The organism is Paenibacillus sp. GL_099_B (assembly GCF_057835695.1).
On sequence record NZ_CM174430.1, the window covers coordinates 2,795,400 to 2,811,618 of the forward strand.

The window sequence follows — 16,219 nt, forward strand, 5'->3', positions numbered from 1 at the left end:
TCATCAGAGATCATTCCTTGTAGCACAAGGGGATTTTTGTATAAATCAGCCGACTGGTCGTGACACACTTTGGGCGCTATCGCGCCGCTTTTCACGACGAAGGATGATTGGAACCGTGATCACTGCAGCGATCACCAACAACGGAGCTAGTAAACCAGCGATGGGTAACGCCGATGCGCCATTCGCTGAGAAGACGCTCAAGTCCCAGAACCCGTGCAGGAATATGGAGGCCACGAGTGATCCGGTAGACCGCCGAGCAAGATAGAAGATCGAACCAAGGCCGAAAGCGATTATTACCTGGAACAGGGCACCCGCTCCGATGCCCCAGAACATGTTCGGCAGGTGAAAGACTGCGAACATCGCTGTTGAGAGCAGCCAGACCCCGGTTTCGCCGAATCGGCTGCGCAGAGCAACCATTAACTGACCTCGGTTGATCATCTCTTCATTGAAGCCGACCATGATACTGCCGAAAATGAGATACACCCACATGAGGGGGGTGACACGGGTGAAATCGCCGGTCAGCATGTTCACGATCGCGATGACCATCATGATGATCGGGAGAGTCGTTGTCCATCGAGAAAGATGCCGCCCTTCAACCAGGCTAGGACGCCACCATCCGTAGATCGTGACCATTGTGATGGTCAGCACGGCACCGCCGGACAGCGGTGCTATATACCAGAGAAGAAGGGTCCGCTCACTCTCACCCACTCGCGTGTAGTCGATGCCGTTGAGCAAGAAGATCGCGTAAAAGACTGCGCTGTAGAGGAAATATGTGAGAACACCCCATCCTACGCGGGGACGAACCCGAAGGGTAGGGTCCAAAGTTTCTTGCAGCTTGTCCCTATTAATTGACATTATAAACACTCCCACTATAAATTAATATTTTTTCATTTGTTCTTGTTTTCTTATGATTTTAACTTCGATTAAGTCAAGATATAGTCCCGCAAAGTCTTTGGAAACAGTGCCGACAATACTGCGGAGTTTAATACAAAGGTTGCGAACGTCCAGCCTTTCATCCCCCCTACCTTCAACGAGCTCTTTTATGGTTAGGATCATGCGTCCTCCTTCTCGCAAATTCTATTTTCTCTGTGCTAATTTTTCCAACCACTAGGCGCAACAACAGTCTCATTGAGCTGGAAAACGCGAAAAGAAAGTAACACTGTATTAACAGAGAATGATCCAGAAATCCGACGGAAGCTACAGTGACGAGGAACATATTTGGATTGCTGCCTCATTTACAATTCTAGTAGCCCAAGTTAAATAGAAGCTAAACAAAATGGATGAAAACCAGCTGAATTTTTACTGCTGTAGTTTAGGTTCTGTTTAGGTAACTATGTTTTACGGTGGAAGGGTCGGGACATGATATCCGCAAAATAGTTTTTGGCAGCTGGCTACCGCAGTCTGACTATAAACGAAGGGAAGGACCGGATTTTGAGGTGACGGATGTATGGGAGTCCACGCCTGAGCAGCTGGACATGAAGATCTATATCCCTTTAAAATAGACCTTACCGCTCCGCGGAAAAAAAGGTCGGAGGATTTGAGGGAATGAACGAACGTTCGTGGTTCCACTCCAGATGGATGCTTGCAATCATTGCCTGCATGGCAGTATTGTACATGTTGATTATGGGGAACTTGCTCTTTGTCAGCGGGAGAACGCCTGGTGTGAATTATCAATATAATCTGGTACCACTAGAAACAATTAAGCCTCTTCTTTTTGAAAAGAACAGATACCATACGGAAGTCTGGGTGAAGAACCTGTTTGGGAACATTGTTTTGTTCCTACCGCTTGGAATATGGATTCCTTGGTTATTCCGTAGGTGCCGAAAGTTTTTACCATTTACAGGTATTGTCGTCTTACTTTTGTTTGCTGTTGAGATTACGCAATTGATTACCCGTGTTGGTTCGTTTGATGTCGATGACATTATTTTGAATACGGTGGGTGCCTGGATTGGATACATAGGGTTTGCCTTATTCATATACTCACAGAGAAGGACTCGAAATTGAACTGCGAATAGCAGTTAATGATCGGGTCTTTATGTGTTACTGGATCTTTTCTGTTTATAAGAGGAGCATTTCGGATAAAACATACTAACGGGTTATATAGTAAAGAGTGATGAAAGCGAGGTGGTCTATATCGTTTGGTGGAAAGAGAGTGTGGTGTACCAGATCTATCCCAACAGCTTCAAAGATTCGGATGGGGACGGTCAGGGTGACTTGCAGGGGATATATGACAAGCTCGATTATTTGACTGGGCTGGGCGTGGATGTGATTTGGATCTGTCCAATTTACGATTCACCTGGGCATGATAACGGATATGACATCCGAGATTATTACTCCATTTTACGCAAATATGGAACGATGGAGGATTTTGACCGTTTGCTGGCTGAGGCGCACAAGCGTGGTCTAAAGATCATGATGGATCTGGTGCTGAATCATACGTCGGATGAACATGCGTGGTTTGCCGAGTCACGTTCATCGAAAGTGAATCCGAAACGGGATTATTATATTTGGCGTTCAGGCAAAAATGGTCAGGTTCCAAACAACTGGGAGTCCTACTTTGGGGGTTCTGTGTGGAAGCATGATCCGGAGACGAATGAATATTATTTGCATCTCTATACTGAACACCAGCCTGACCTGAATTGGAACAATGCACAGATGGCAGAAGAGATGTATGGGATGGTGCATTGGTGGTTACAAAAAGGTGTGGATGGTTTCCGTTTCGATGCGGTGGCACATATCGCGAAGGCAGAGGGGCTACCGAGCGCACATAATCCGGATAATCTGCCGGTCGTTCCTGCGTACCAGCTTTTTTCCAACCTCGAACAGGTACATTCGATCCTGAACAAACTCAACGACATGATCCTGAAGCCTTACGGTCCAATGACCGTGGGAGAGACTTCGGGGCTTGGACCGGAACAGGCACTGGCCTATGTTGGGACAGATCGGAATGAGCTCAATATGGTGTTCCAGTTTGAGCATATGTTTGTGGATGCGAAGTCGTCTGGAATCGGCAAATGGAATTATCGGGAGTGGAAGCTGCCCGAGCTGAAAGAAATTATGAGCCGCTGGCAAACCGTGCTGCATGACAGAGGCTGGAATGCCAATTACATGGGCAATCATGACCAGCCGCGTCCGGTATCCCGTTTCGGTGATGATGGAAGGTACAGGGTGCGCTCTGCCCAAATGCTGGCTACGTGGATGCTCACTCTGGAGGGTACGCCTTACATTTATCAAGGGGAAGAGATCGGCATGACCAATGTTGCTTTCCCTGATATTGAGGATTATCGTGATATTGAGACGATGAATTATTATCGGCAGCATATTGGTGAGGGGCGAGCGAAACATGAAGTTATGCAAGCGATCTGGCGCAAGAGTCGTGATAATGCCCGTACACCGATGCAGTGGGATGATACGAAACATGCGGGATTTACCGATGGTGAGCCATGGATTCAGGTGAATGAGAATTATCCTGAGATTAATGTTGAGGATGCCAAACGTGATCCCCAGTCCATTTTGCATTATTACCGTAAACTAATCGCACTTCGCAAACAACATAAAGTACTCATCTATGGGGTGTATGAGCTGCTTTTGCCGGATGATCCCGATATCTATGCCTACACCCGAACATTGGATGATGAGCAGATGCTGGTTATTCTGAATTTCCGCGAACATGAATCTGAGATGCAATGGCCTGAAGGTTGGAACGATGAAAATGCCAAGACGGTCATCAGCAATGTCAGCAGACGTTATTCCACCGATAAGGGCGCGATTCTTCTTCAGCCTTATGAAGCACGGGTTTATCAAATGCAGCGATGAGACATCATTTTGCTTTGGCGAAGAGTTTTGAATTATAATATAGGTTGAAAATTAAACTAAACGAACGCATATGTCAGGAGGATACCAAGTTGCTGAATATTACTTACCACGGACACTCCAGTGTACAACTGGGCACAGAAGAGAAGTCGTTGATCATTGATCCTTTCCTGCGTGGCAATGAACTTGCTGTCACCAAACCGGAAGACATCAAGACGGATGCCGTTTTACTGACACATGCACATATGGATCACATTTTGGATGCTGAACCCATCGCCAAGGCCAACAATGCCAAGGTGGTTGCGATTGTGGAACTGGCTACATATATGTCTTGGAAAGGTCTGGATACACTCGGAATGAACATGGGTGGAACGGTGGATCTTGGTTTTGCGCAAGCCAAAATGATCCAGGCTTTCCATACTTCCGGAATCGTGCTGGAAGAGGAACAACGGATCATGTACGCAGGATTGCCTGCAGGATATATTATTAACATTGGTGGCAAAACCATTTTGCATGCCGGAGATACTAGTCTGTTCGGTGATATGAAAATGATTGGTGACCGCCATGATATCGACGTAGCACTATTGCCTATTGGTGGACATTTCACCATGGGACCGGAAGATGCTCTGCAGGCCGCCGAATGGTTCAATGCCAAGCTGACAATTCCAGTGCATTATGATACGTTCCCGGTGATTCGTCAGGATGCCGAGAAGTTTGTGGAGCAGCTTGCTTCCAAAGGTCTGGAAGGCCGTGTGCTGGCACCGGGGCAATCCCTTACCCTGTAATGCTCTTTTAATCACTGTTCAATAATAAAAGCAATACGAAGCTAAAGACGAATATCACGTCAAGATAACTGACGTGATATTCGTCTTTTTTCGGTTTCAAGTTCAATTTCATACGCTACAGTTGGTTCAAATAACAAAAACCTTGAAATTCCATTGTTGAAGTCCGTGCTGTAATGTTATAAAAAATTACACGGAAACCAAACGAAAATCCGAATTGACCGAAAAACAGGGGGAGCGTTCATGTCATTTGTGAAATCATTGTTTTTTCAAATCATTGTAGCGGTTATCATCGGGATTGGTGTAGGCATTCTATGGCCTAATCTGGGCAGTCTGCTGCAACCGCTCGGAACAGGTTTCATCAAGTTGATCAAAATGATCATTGCTCCATTAATCTTTATGGTGATCGTGACAGGCATTGCCAAAATCGGTGATCTGAAATCGGTTGGACGCATTGGATTCAAAGCCATTCTGTGGTTTGAAATCGCAACGACGGTTGCCCTCGTCCTTGGACTCGGCACAGCCAATCTGCTTCGTCCGGGTGCAAGCATGAACGTGGACCCCTCGACCCTTGATGCAAGTGGCATCGAAGCCAAAACCAATGGTTCCGAACTGCCGCATGTCGTCGACTTTATTATGAATATTATTCCAACAAGTGTTGTAGATGCCTTTGCACAAAATGCATTGCTGCAAGTGCTGCTCGTTGCCTGCTTGTTTGGGGTAGCCTTGGCAGCAACGGAAAGTAAGGCGAAGGAGAATGTGCTGACGCTAATTGAAAATGTATTGGGTATCTTGTTCCGCATTATTGGATACATTATGAAACTGGCACCGATTGGAGCATTCGGAGCCATGGCATACACTGTTGGAGCATATGGAGCATCCACGCTGTCCTCCTTCGGTTTGCTGATTATTGCCTGTTACGGAGCAGCGTTACTGTTTCTGGTGATGCTTGCACTGGCTGCCTGGTGGATTACAGGACTGAACTTTCTGCAATTTGTAAAATATACACGTTCCGAAGTGATGCTCGAGATTGGTACAGGTTCCTCGGAAGTCGTTATGCCCCGCATGATGGACAAGTTGACCAAAGCAGGCTGTGATCGTGCTGTCGTCGGCCTTGTGGTTCCAACAGGGTACTCGTTCAATCTGGACGGAGCCTCGATCTACCTGTCGCTGGCGACGGTTTTTCTGGCTCAGGCGGTTGGCATTGATCTGACACTCGGACAAGAGATTACGATTTTACTGGTGTTAATGCTTAGCTCCAAGGGTATGGCGGGTGTACCTGGCTCCGCATTCCTTGCTTTGTCTGCTACAGCAGCGGCCCTGAATGCATTCCCGGTAGCTGCTGTTGCCTTACTGCTCGGTGCGGATCGCTTCATGGACACCATGCGAGTATTCACGAATTTGATGGGCAACTGTGTTGCGGCATTTGTAGTGGCGAAATGGGAAGGGTTGTTGGACCAAAAACGCATGCGGGCTGTGCTCTCTGGGGAGATCAGTGCCGAAGAACTGGAGAGAGACGAACAAGCGTCCTTATCCTCGGTGAAGTTGAACAAAAGGGAACAGGGGAAAGGAATAGTTTCAACGGATATACTGTAAGAAACAGGAAGTGAACGGGCTTCGTATGTTTAAACTCATCATATCTTCGAATTTGAACCGTCTGTTTACCCGCATGAAATCATGGGGTAACAGACGGTTTTTTCGTTTCAGATACAGATATCATGGAGTTCTCGAACGCAAGCAGCAAAATAATTGTTACAGAGGAATCATTAATGGGGAATGTGTAGAAGAGGAAAAAGATAGCATATTGAAGTTTCAACTTGTATATACATGTTTAGTTATGTAATATATAAATGGAGTTAGGCCAAGAGAACCACATAAGCAATACAATTTATTGGAGGCGTTAACATGAGTTCAACCAACACAACTTCATCATCGTGGTGGAAAACTTCCACGGTGTATCAGGTATATCCCAAGAGTTTCAACGATACAACTGGATCGGGTACCGGAGACATTCGGGGATTGACCGAAAAGCTGGATTACTTGCAACATCTCGGTATTGATATCGTGTGGCTGCAGCCCGTATATGTCTCTCCACAGCATGATAACGGTTATGACGTAGCGGACTATTATCGGATTAATCCTGATTTTGGTACGATGGAAGATTTTGACGAACTGCTTAAAGGTCTGAAGGCACGTGACATGAAGCTGATGATTGATATTGTGGTGAATCACTCTTCTACGGATCATGAGTGGTTCCAGCAATCGCGTTCTTCCAAGGATAACCCATATCGTGATTATTATATTTGGAAAGACCCTGCTCCGGACGGCGATGTGCCGAATAACTGGCAATCCAAGTTCGGCGGACCTGCATGGCAGTATGATGAGCAAACAGGACAATATTTCCTGACGTTGTTTGACAAAACACAAGCTGATTTGAATTGGGAGAACGAGCAGGTACGCAAGGCAGTACGGGACATGATCAAGTTCTGGGCGGAGAAGGGTGTAGATGGTTTCCGTATGGACGTCATCAATCTGATCTCCAAGGACCAGCGTTTCCCCGACGATGATGGTAGCGTTTCCCCAGGCGACGGACGCAAGTTCTACACCGATGGACCACGTGTGCACGAGTATATTACAGAGATGTATGAAGAAGTGTTTGGACCATACAATATGGTAACGGTTGGGGAGATGTCCTCGACTACGCTGGAACACTGTATCAAATATTCGAACCCTGCTTCCCGGGAATTCTCCATGACGTTCAACTTCCACCATCTGAAAGTGGATTATCCGAATGGACAGAAGTGGGAACTGATGCCTTACGATTTTGAAGCGATGAAACAACTGTTTAGTGAGTGGCAGACAGGTATGCAGGCAGGTGGGGGATGGAATGCGTTGTTCCTGAACAACCATGATCAACCGCGGGCATTGTCTCGTTTCGCTGATGATGGTGATTATCGTGCTGAGAGTGCCAAAATGCTCGCTACGACCATTCATGGCATGCAGGGAACACCTTACGTATACCAAGGCGAAGAGATCGGGATGCCGAATCCGGTCTGGAACGACGTTAGCGAGTTCCGTGATATCGAATCGACCAATATGTACCGACTGCTTCAGGAAGAACGGGGCAAATCCGCCGAGGAAGCATTCAAAATTGTGAAAGAGCGTTCCCGGGACAATTCCCGGACACCGATGCAATGGGATGGAAGCGACAATGCCGGATTTACAACGGGTACACCGTGGATCAAAGTGGACGAACGATATCCGTCGATTCATGTGGCCCAGCAGATGGCTGACCCGAATTCGATCTATTATCACTATCGCAAGCTGATTGCTCTGCGCAAACAGGTTAGTGTGCTGACCGATGGTCTGTATGAACGTTTGGACGATGCACATCCGGATGTATTCGCATATGCGCGGACCAATGGAAGCGAGACGCTGCTTGTGGTATCCAACTTCAGCAAGCGGGAGGTAAAATTTACTTTCTCTGAAGCCGTCTGGAATGATCACATTGTGGGTAAATCAGCAGAGTTGCTGATTGGCAATACGGAGGTATCGCCTGCACTTGAGCAAGAAATCTCCCTGAGCCCGTATTCATCCTATATGTGGCTTGTACCGCAACAGGACTAATTCACACTATATAAATGGGAAGTGACAATATGGCAATTGATAAAAAACAGGTTGAGGAGATCGTACGCGCGGTCGGCGGCAAAGAAAATATCGAAGCTGCAACGCATTGTGTTACACGCCTCCGGTTCGCCCTGTACGACGAAAGTAAAGTAGATACGGAAAGTCTGGAACAGAACGATCTGGTCAAAGGCCAGTTCTCCTCTCAAGGACAATTTCAGGTAGTTATCGGACCTGGGCTTGTGGATAAAGTGTATGATGAAATGATTCAGATTACCGGGGGCGAACGCGCTTCCAAGGATGACGTGAAGGCTGTTGCGGGTAAAAAGCAAAATCCAATCCAGCGTGCGATCAAAACGCTATCGGACATCTTCATCCCGATCCTGCCAGCCATCATCACGGCCGGTCTCTTGCTCGGTATTAATAACATTCTTACAGGGCCAGGCATATTCTTTGATGGAAAATCACTGGTGGATGTATATCCGGCATGGAAGGACCTCGCATCTATTATTAATACCATCGCGAGCACGGCCTTTACCTTCCTGCCTGCGTTAATTGGTTGGTCCGCTGTAACAAGGTTCGGCGGCAGTCCGTTGCTCGGAATTGTACTTGGTCTAATCCTGGTTCATCCCGATCTGCTGAGTGCTTATGGCTACGCCAATGCAGTCAACGAAGGCACCGTGCCTACGTGGAATCTGTTCGGCTGGCATATTGAGAAGATCGGTTATCAGGGGCAGGTTCTGCCGGTATTGGTATCAGCCTATCTGCTTGCCAAGCTGGAGATCTTCTTGAACAAAAGGGTGCATGATTCGATCAAACTGCTGGTAGTTGCGCCTGTCACTTTATTGATTACCGGGTTCCTGGCATTTACAATCATTGGTCCGGTTACATTTGCCATAGCGAATGGAATTACATCCGGCTTGATCTATATTTACGATTCGTACGCGGCTCTGGGCGGTCTGATCTATGGTGGACTGTACGCATTGCTTGTTATTACAGGAATGCACCATACGTTCCTGGCGGTAGACGTACAGCTGATTGGTAGCCAGGGCGGAACGTTCCTGTGGCCAATGCTGGCACTGTCCAATATCGCGCAAGGTTCAGCCGCACTTGCCATGATGCTCGTGCTTCGTGAGAAGAAAATGAGAGGACTTGCGGCAACTTCGTCCGTTTCAGCCTTCCTCGGGGTAACCGAGCCGGCGATCTTCGGGGTGAATATCCGTTATCGTTATCCGTTCATCTTTGGTATGGTCGGTTCTGCGATCGGCGGTGTACTGCTTACGATGAATAATGTTCAGGCCACCTCTATCGGTGTAGGTGGCGTACCTGGATTCCTGTCCATTTTCCCGAACAAATGGGGAGTATTCTTCATCGGTATGGCGATTGTACTGGTTGTTCCGTTCGTACTGACTGTTCTTTTCGGAAGAGCGAAGTTGAGAAAAGAAGACCGTAACGCAGATCAAGCTACTGTAGCTGGTGGTCAAACACCTACAGCGAAATCAGCTTCTAGCACAACTACAGCAAATACAGAGCAACGTACACGCAGTGCTGCTCAGGTGGCGGATGAGCCTGTGAATACACTGGAAATCATGGCACCATTAACTGGTACAGCTGTTCCGCTTGAACAAGTACCTGATCCGGCTTTTGCAGAGAAACAAATGGGTGAAGGGGTTGCCATTGAACCTTCTGGCAATCAGGTCGTTGCTCCGTTTGATGCTCAGGTTGCCCATGTCATCAAGAGCAAACATGCTGTCATTCTTGAGCACGCGAGTGGCTTGCAGATTCTGATTCATGTCGGGATTAATACGGTATCGCTCAAAGGCGAAGGATTTAACATGCATGTTGAAACTGGAGAGAAGGTAAGAGCCGGGCAAACGTTGCTTGAATTCGACCGTAAAGTGATTGAAGCTGCGGGATATCCGCTCATTACGCCAATCATTATTCCGGACGGTCAGGACATGGTTGATCGGGTGGAGGTCACTACAGGTGATGTTACATCCAATCAGAACGGTGTGCTTAAGGTTCATTTGAAAGGTTAAGTTTACGAACAAATGGGGAGCTGCGATATTCGCAGCTTCTTTTTTCATCTCGATACCGAGATAAAGCTGAACGCATACCAATTTGTATGGGTTTACTCTTTATGGATTTCGTTTTTTTTATTGGTTACGTGGTAAACTCTATCTAGGATACATGTGGCAAAATCTCATGTTTGCAGCGATCGGAAAGCTTGTTCATTAGGACTATGCATGTTCAGGTTGAGAAGTTCATATGGTTCAAAGAGAGTGGCTAGTCAATGGACGGAGGAGGAGAGCCATGACTCGTGTTGCGGTAATGGTCATTCATGGTCTGGGTATGCAAAAGGAAAATTATGCGGATACACTGATTTCGCGATTGCATAAGGAATTGGATCAGGTTATGGTGTTGCCCGGAGCAGCCAAACAGATGCTGGATATTGAGCCCGTATTTTGGGCTGACGTATTTGAGGATCGGGAAGAGGCGCTGTTTCAGCAGCTTGTCAGCTCTCAGGGATTGAACTATCAAGTGTTGCGTCGATTTGTTATACATTATCTGGCTGATGCCGTCGCGTATCAACCTGTGGAAAATCAAGGGCATAACTATGATGCGGTACATTATACGCTGAATCGGGCGATGCACGCACTTGCACAACGGAATGGGCCAGAAGCTCCACTCTGTATCATTGCACATAGTTTGGGAGCTGTGATTGCAAGTAATTTCTTCTATGATCTGCAATATCCGTCTAGTCGCACGCCCTCCATCGTGGATGTTACTTCCGCATTGGAACGGGGAGATACCTTAACGAGCTTTTATTCCTTTGGAACGACGTTGCCATTATGGAGCTTACGGTATCATGATTTTAGCCGGCCGATTCAGGTGCCTTCACCACTGGCAGGGCAGTACTTTCCTGGGCTAGAAGGGGAATGGATTAACTTTTATGATCGGGATGATATTCTGGGTTACCCGCTGCGCCCTATTGATCCGGCCTATGAGGCAGCGGTCAAAGAAGACGTGGAAATTAACTCAGGCGGTTTAATTGGGAGCTGGAATCCGTTGAGTCATGCCGGATATTTCTCGAATGGAGCCATGAATCGGAGAATCGCACAAGGTTTGGCGCGAACGTGGACGTGGGTGAATCGTGAATCAGGTTAAATAACAGATATGGAGGGAGGACAATAATTATGGAATGCAGGACAGGCTGTGCCGCATGCTGTATCGCGATTTCCATCTCATCGCCGATACCCGGGATGGCTGACGGCAAGCCCGCAGGTGTGCGCTGTGTACAGCTGACGGAGGACAATCGTTGCGGAATCTTTGGTCAGAAAGAGCGCCCCGCTGTATGCAGCGGATTGCAGGCTTCGGAAGAGATGTGTGGCAGCACGGACCAGGAGGCGTTTGAGCGATTGAGCTGGCTGGAACAGGAAACTGCACCGAGTTCAGCGTGACAGCCGGGTTTATTCATAACTTGAGCAAACACATAAAAGAGAGTATCCGCAGGCTGGAAATCAGTCGGATACTCTTTTTGGTATGTCCACTTCCTATTTAAGTGACCGAAGAGTGGGTGCTCGCCTCTTTTTTCCTCAACATATGCATGAGAATCATCTTAAGGAGCGAAGAGACGATAAAGAAAATAAATAAGATGCGAAACAACTGATATCCGGACACCACCGATAGGTTGGCATTGACTTCATGAGCCATGATGCTCATCTGATCCATTCCGCCAGGTGCCATGCTCAGCAATGATGTAGCCGCCGAGAGGGAGAACATCTTCATTAATATATAGCTCAAGCCAAGCGAACCTGCAATGAGGAGGATACTACTCGTGATTGCGAGTGTTATGGTCTGCATTTTGCGTTGCAGCTGCTGAGGACGAAGCATCAGACCCACATGACTGCCAATCATCAATTGTGAAATATTAAGAAGGGACGACGGCAGATTGGGTGTGTGCATCGTTGTGCTTATTTGAATAACACACATGACGATCATGGGCCCAAGCATAAATGCTGTGGGGAACCGAAGCTTGCGTGCAACCCACGCACCAGCGATACAGAGCGGCGAATAGAGCAAGATTTCGGGGAAGAGTGCTGCCCAAGTTGCTGTCTCAATCATTGGCTGATCCGTACCTCCACCTGTCGTTCCCCCGATCCATGGACTAAACAGCAGGAACGGAACACAGAATACAATCATGATCAGCCGCGTGACCTGCAAAAAAGTAACGAGCGTCAGATTGATGGATTTTATCTCATCCGCAAGGGAGACCATCTGGGACAGTCCGCCGGGAATGCTGCCAACCAGCAGGGAGGGGAAGTCAAAGTCTGTCAGCTTTGAAGCAACATAGGCGGTCAATGTACATAATCCGATTAAGAGCAGGGTCATGAGCAGCATCATAGGTAGCTGGTGCAGAATGCCTTGCAGCGCTTCTCCCGTCAGTGTTAATCCAATAGAGTAACCCACGATTAGAATACCGTAGTCCCGAATGGAAGTAGGCCACATGAGCGGCAGCTTGGCAATCTGTGAACCAACCAGCATAAAAATCATCGGGCCAAGAAGCCAAGGGATGGGGGTATGTATTGCTGTAAATAGTAACCCGCCAAGAACAGAGACACCCAAACTTAGAAAAAACCGAAAGACAACGTGGGAACCGAGCTTGTGCATCAGTTCCATCCGCGTCGTCTTTCGGCTGCATGAGGTAGATTGAAGTACATGTAAGATCACTCCTGATGATAAGATACAATGATTGATCCTTGGACGTTGATTGGCTCATTACGAAGCAGGACAGGAAGCTAATTCATCCACTGTCCTGCTGAATGGTTATCATTTATCTGTTCGCGGCAAGAACACGGGCAGAAGGCTTAGGTTCTTTGAACATCATATAGTACATCAGCGATGAAATCACGTATAAACTGCCTGTAATGCTGAACGTGATCGCGTAACCCCAATACGTGCCATAAGTGGTTACGAGGTATGATTGAACGGGTCCCATGGTAGCCCATCCAATCATAAAGGCGGTCTGCATCAGTGAATTGGCGATTCCACGGCGTTTGTCTGATACTCTGTCCACCAGTATGGCGGATTGAATCGGGTTGGCTGCATTCATCAGCGCTTGTCTGAATAAGAAACTCACTGAAGCGATGAGAAGCAGATTCGTGAAGCCGGTTAACAGCAGGAAGGGCAGTGACATGACCTGGAAGATGACGACAGCTCGAACACTTCCCACCTTGGCCGCAAGTGTAGGTCCAATCAGCATCGATACAATGGTCATGATCTGACCCAATGAAATGAGCAGACTCATGGCACTTAAGGATACCGAAAAACGGTTGGTGAAATACAGATTCAAATAAGGCACAACCAGTCCTGAACCAAACCCAATTAATAATTGGGTTATGACAAATTGACCGATCAAACGGGAATCTTTCTTTTGGCTAAGGGTATCGCGCTTGCTGCTTTGTTCTGCGGAATGAACGACATCCTGTTTGCCATCCGTTGCAGATGTTGCAGATTCAGTGACAGGTTGCGCCGGAGTATCCGCTTGTGGTGCCTTCTTATCCTCGGATACAAACAACATCGGAATAAACGCAACCAGTGTAGCTGCCCCACCTACGAACAATACCGTTTGCAAACCAGTGACTTTGGCAAGGCCAGCCGTATGAAGCAGGTCTGCAAATACGCCACCACCCAAGCTGCCGAGTACCTGAGAAGCGAGTACGAGGCAGGAGTAATAGCTGAACATCTTCAGTCGTTGACTTTTCTTCACATTCTCAGCGAGGAAGGGAATGGCCAGTACCTGAAATACGCCAGCGAAAAGTCCTGAAAATACAGCGAACCAGATCAGTCCGCTGGCAGAATAATCGAAGGAACGGCCAATCAGAAAGATTCCGCTGAACAAGGCGCCAGTAATCAGCAGCCGCTTACGGCTGAAGAAATCGCCGCATAGTCCGATAGGAACAAACATAATCGCTGTCGCAAGTGATTGAATACTTACAATCTGGCCGTTCATTGTATCATTGTAGCCTAGACCCTGAATGTACAGATTGTACAAGACAGAGAACATGCCATTTCCGATCTGATACAAGATGCTTGCCAGAAAAAACAATTGAATATTGCGGGACCAGCCCCGAATTTCAGCATGAATCTGTTGTAGAAGTCTCAAGTGGTTTCCCCCAGTCTGCCTGTGCAGTGATTTTAGTTTAACAGGAATGGGGGATTTGCGGAAGAATTGACCACTGTTTATTTTGCAGTAGGGGATTCCAGCACTCGGGCAATCACGAATCCATCGTAGCCTTTACTGCCTACAGTCTGCAGTGCTGTAGCTTCAAGACGCGGGTTATCTGCAATTAATTTCAGGAATGACTGAACGCCCTGAACTCTGTTGTCCGTACTGTTTGCATTGATAACTTCACCGTCCCTGACGATGTTGTCACCAATAATCAGACTTCTCGGACGAGCCAGACGCAGCGCCCATCGCAAATAGTCTGGATTACTCGGTTTGTCAGCATCGATGAAGATGAAATCAAAGGGTTCTCTGTACTCTTCCTGAACGTCGGGAAGAGTAGTCAGGGCAGGACCTACTCGAAGATCAACCTTGTGCATAAGTCCTGCACGCGTGAGGTTGGTTCGTGCCATCTCTGCATGGCGTGGATCTGCTTCCAGTGTCACGATACGTCCGTTTTCGGGTAGGGCTCTGGCCATCCAGATCGTACTGTATCCGCCAAGCGTCCCGATTTCCAGCACACGAGTTGCGCCTTGTATTTGAAGCAGGAGCTGAAGCAATTTCCCTTGATTAGGTGCTACATCATGAGCGGGCAATCCCGCTTCCGCATTGGTACGTAGTGCCTGCTCCAGCAGGGAATCCGAGGGGATTAATAAGGCGTTCAAATAGTCGTCGACTTGAGTCCAGGTTTTCTGTTGAGCAGAACCATTCACATTGTTCATCGTTATATGTTCCTTTCCGATTGCATGTATTGGATTTCATACTTCAACTATAAAGTGAATAGATATATAAATAAAATATATATTATGTATGTTAATATAACCTTAGATTATATAACTCAAGTAGAGAAGGTGTAACGGTTGAATTTGCACGGATTACGATTGTTTCATGCCATTGTGAGATATGGGGGAGTCACGCGTGCGGCGGAAGAACTCAACATTAGCCAGCCAGCGGTATCCTCTCAGGTGAAGAAGTTTGAGCGGGAATTGGGCATTCCGTTATTTGCTACGGAGGGGAGAAGACTGGTTCTTACCGATGCAGGAATGCAATTAACAGGCTACGCGGAGCGTCTGTTCATGCTGGAGCAGGATGTAGAGAACTTTGTGCAGGATTTTCGGGCAGGTAAGAAAGGGCTGATTCGTCTTACCGCAACCTATTTGCCTTCGAATTTTCTGCTGCCGGGCTGGATTGCCCGTTTCAAGCAGATGCATGAGGATGTGGAGCTGGTTGTGAGCACAACCAACACCCGGATGGCTTTTGACCAACTGTTGCGTTATGAGGCCGAGATTGCGGTTTATGGTGGAAGTGGCATTACACATTCAGGTGTCCATTGGGATGAATTGTTTGAAGATGAAATGTGGTTTGTGGTACATCCTGATCATCCTTATGCAGGGAAAGAAATTGAGCTTCGGGAAATGGTGGCAGAGCCCTTTATCATGCGTGAAGAAGGCAGCGCTACACGGGAGCGTCTGGTCTCTCTTTGCACAACAAATAACCTGGCCGCTCCCCGTATTGCGCTTCAGTTCAATGGGTTGAACGAAACGATTAGTGCGGTGAAGGCAGGTTATGGAGCCAACTTTATTTCTTCTCTGGTCGTAAAGGAAGATGTACAACAAGGCAGGCTGGCACGTGTATTCGTTCGAGGTGTACTGTTGAAAAACACCGTAGCCGTATGTACACGAGCAGGGGAAGTGTTATCTCCAGCTGCACAGCATCTGGTTGAACTCATCAGACAAGAAGCATCATTAATGAAATGAATCGTTCAATAATGGCA

General features: G+C 47.4%; 15 protein-coding genes. 10 read left to right on the top strand and 5 right to left on the bottom strand.

What is annotated here, in order from left to right; genetic code table 11:
- Positions 1–45 precede the first annotated feature (45 nt).
- Positions 46–855: a CPBP family intramembrane glutamic endopeptidase gene (locus AC3ITG_RS13110; RefSeq protein ID WP_413377920.1), complete on the bottom strand. Its 810-nt coding sequence runs from the start codon at positions 853–855 to the stop codon at positions 46–48.
- Between the two features lie 21 nt (positions 856–876).
- Entirely contained in the window at positions 877–1,056 is a 180-nt protein-coding gene (locus AC3ITG_RS13115) for a hypothetical protein (protein ID WP_489253967.1), read from the bottom strand.
- 287 nt (positions 1,057–1,343) lie between these two features.
- Here AC3ITG_RS13115 and AC3ITG_RS13120 point away from each other — a divergent pair, with 287 nt between their 5' ends.
- The 9 genes from AC3ITG_RS13120 (at position 1,344) to AC3ITG_RS13160 (ending at position 11,680) form a co-directional block, all read left to right on the top strand.
- Positions 1,344–1,502 carry a GyrI-like domain-containing protein gene (locus tag AC3ITG_RS13120; RefSeq protein WP_489253968.1) on the top strand — a complete coding sequence of 53 codons (159 nt, stop codon included), beginning with the start codon at positions 1,344–1,346 and terminating at the stop codon, positions 1,500–1,502.
- Between the two features lie 43 nt (positions 1,503–1,545).
- On the top strand, positions 1,546–2,004 hold the full coding sequence (locus tag AC3ITG_RS13125; protein WP_489253969.1) for a VanZ family protein: 459 nt from the start codon (positions 1,546–1,548) through the stop codon (positions 2,002–2,004).
- Between the two features lie 120 nt (positions 2,005–2,124).
- Positions 2,125–3,816 carry a glycoside hydrolase family 13 protein gene (locus AC3ITG_RS13130; RefSeq protein WP_489253970.1) on the top strand — a complete coding sequence of 564 codons (1,692 nt, stop codon included), beginning with the start codon at positions 2,125–2,127 and terminating at the stop codon, positions 3,814–3,816.
- An 89-nt stretch (positions 3,817–3,905) separates the two neighbouring features.
- Positions 3,906–4,598, top strand: coding sequence for a metal-dependent hydrolase (locus AC3ITG_RS13135; RefSeq protein ID WP_063563389.1), 693 nt, complete (start codon positions 3,906–3,908; stop codon positions 4,596–4,598).
- Positions 4,599–4,838: 240 nt separating this feature from the next.
- The gene (dctA, locus tag AC3ITG_RS13140) at positions 4,839–6,191 is read left to right on the top strand and encodes a C4-dicarboxylate transporter DctA (RefSeq protein WP_489253971.1); all 1,353 of its coding nucleotides are present in this window, start codon (positions 4,839–4,841) and stop codon (positions 6,189–6,191) included.
- A 309-nt stretch (positions 6,192–6,500) separates the two neighbouring features.
- On the top strand, positions 6,501–8,222 hold the full coding sequence (gene treC / locus AC3ITG_RS13145; RefSeq protein ID WP_489253972.1) for an alpha,alpha-phosphotrehalase: 1,722 nt from the start codon (positions 6,501–6,503) through the stop codon (positions 8,220–8,222).
- Between the two features lie 29 nt (positions 8,223–8,251).
- On the top strand, positions 8,252–10,258 hold the full coding sequence (gene treP / locus AC3ITG_RS13150; protein WP_489253973.1) for a PTS system trehalose-specific EIIBC component: 2,007 nt from the start codon (positions 8,252–8,254) through the stop codon (positions 10,256–10,258).
- A 274-nt stretch (positions 10,259–10,532) separates the two neighbouring features.
- Complete coding sequence (locus AC3ITG_RS13155) at positions 10,533–11,387, top strand: chemotaxis protein (RefSeq protein ID WP_489253974.1); 855 nt, start codon at positions 10,533–10,535, stop codon at positions 11,385–11,387.
- A 29-nt stretch (positions 11,388–11,416) separates the two neighbouring features.
- Entirely contained in the window at positions 11,417–11,680 is a 264-nt protein-coding gene (locus tag AC3ITG_RS13160) for a YkgJ family cysteine cluster protein (RefSeq protein WP_024631858.1), read from the top strand.
- Positions 11,681–11,777: 97 nt separating this feature from the next.
- Here the strand turns inward: AC3ITG_RS13160 and AC3ITG_RS13165 are convergent, their stop codons facing one another.
- The 3 genes from AC3ITG_RS13165 to AC3ITG_RS13175 form a co-directional block, all read right to left on the bottom strand.
- Positions 11,778–12,899, bottom strand: coding sequence for an AbrB family transcriptional regulator (locus AC3ITG_RS13165; protein ID WP_489253975.1), 1,122 nt, complete (start codon positions 12,897–12,899; stop codon positions 11,778–11,780).
- 154 nt (positions 12,900–13,053) lie between these two features.
- Positions 13,054–14,385 carry an MFS transporter gene (locus AC3ITG_RS13170; RefSeq protein ID WP_489253976.1) on the bottom strand — a complete coding sequence of 444 codons (1,332 nt, stop codon included), beginning with the start codon at positions 14,383–14,385 and terminating at the stop codon, positions 13,054–13,056.
- Positions 14,386–14,462: 77 nt separating this feature from the next.
- A complete protein-coding gene (locus AC3ITG_RS13175) occupies positions 14,463–15,167 on the bottom strand; it encodes an O-methyltransferase (protein WP_489253977.1) in 705 nt (234 codons plus the stop codon).
- A gap of 138 nt (positions 15,168–15,305) precedes the next feature.
- Between AC3ITG_RS13175 and AC3ITG_RS13180 the strand changes: the two genes are divergently transcribed.
- Positions 15,306–16,202, top strand: a complete 897-nt coding sequence (locus AC3ITG_RS13180; protein ID WP_413377944.1) for a LysR family transcriptional regulator — start codon at positions 15,306–15,308, stop codon at positions 16,200–16,202.
- Positions 16,203–16,219 lie beyond the last annotated feature (17 nt).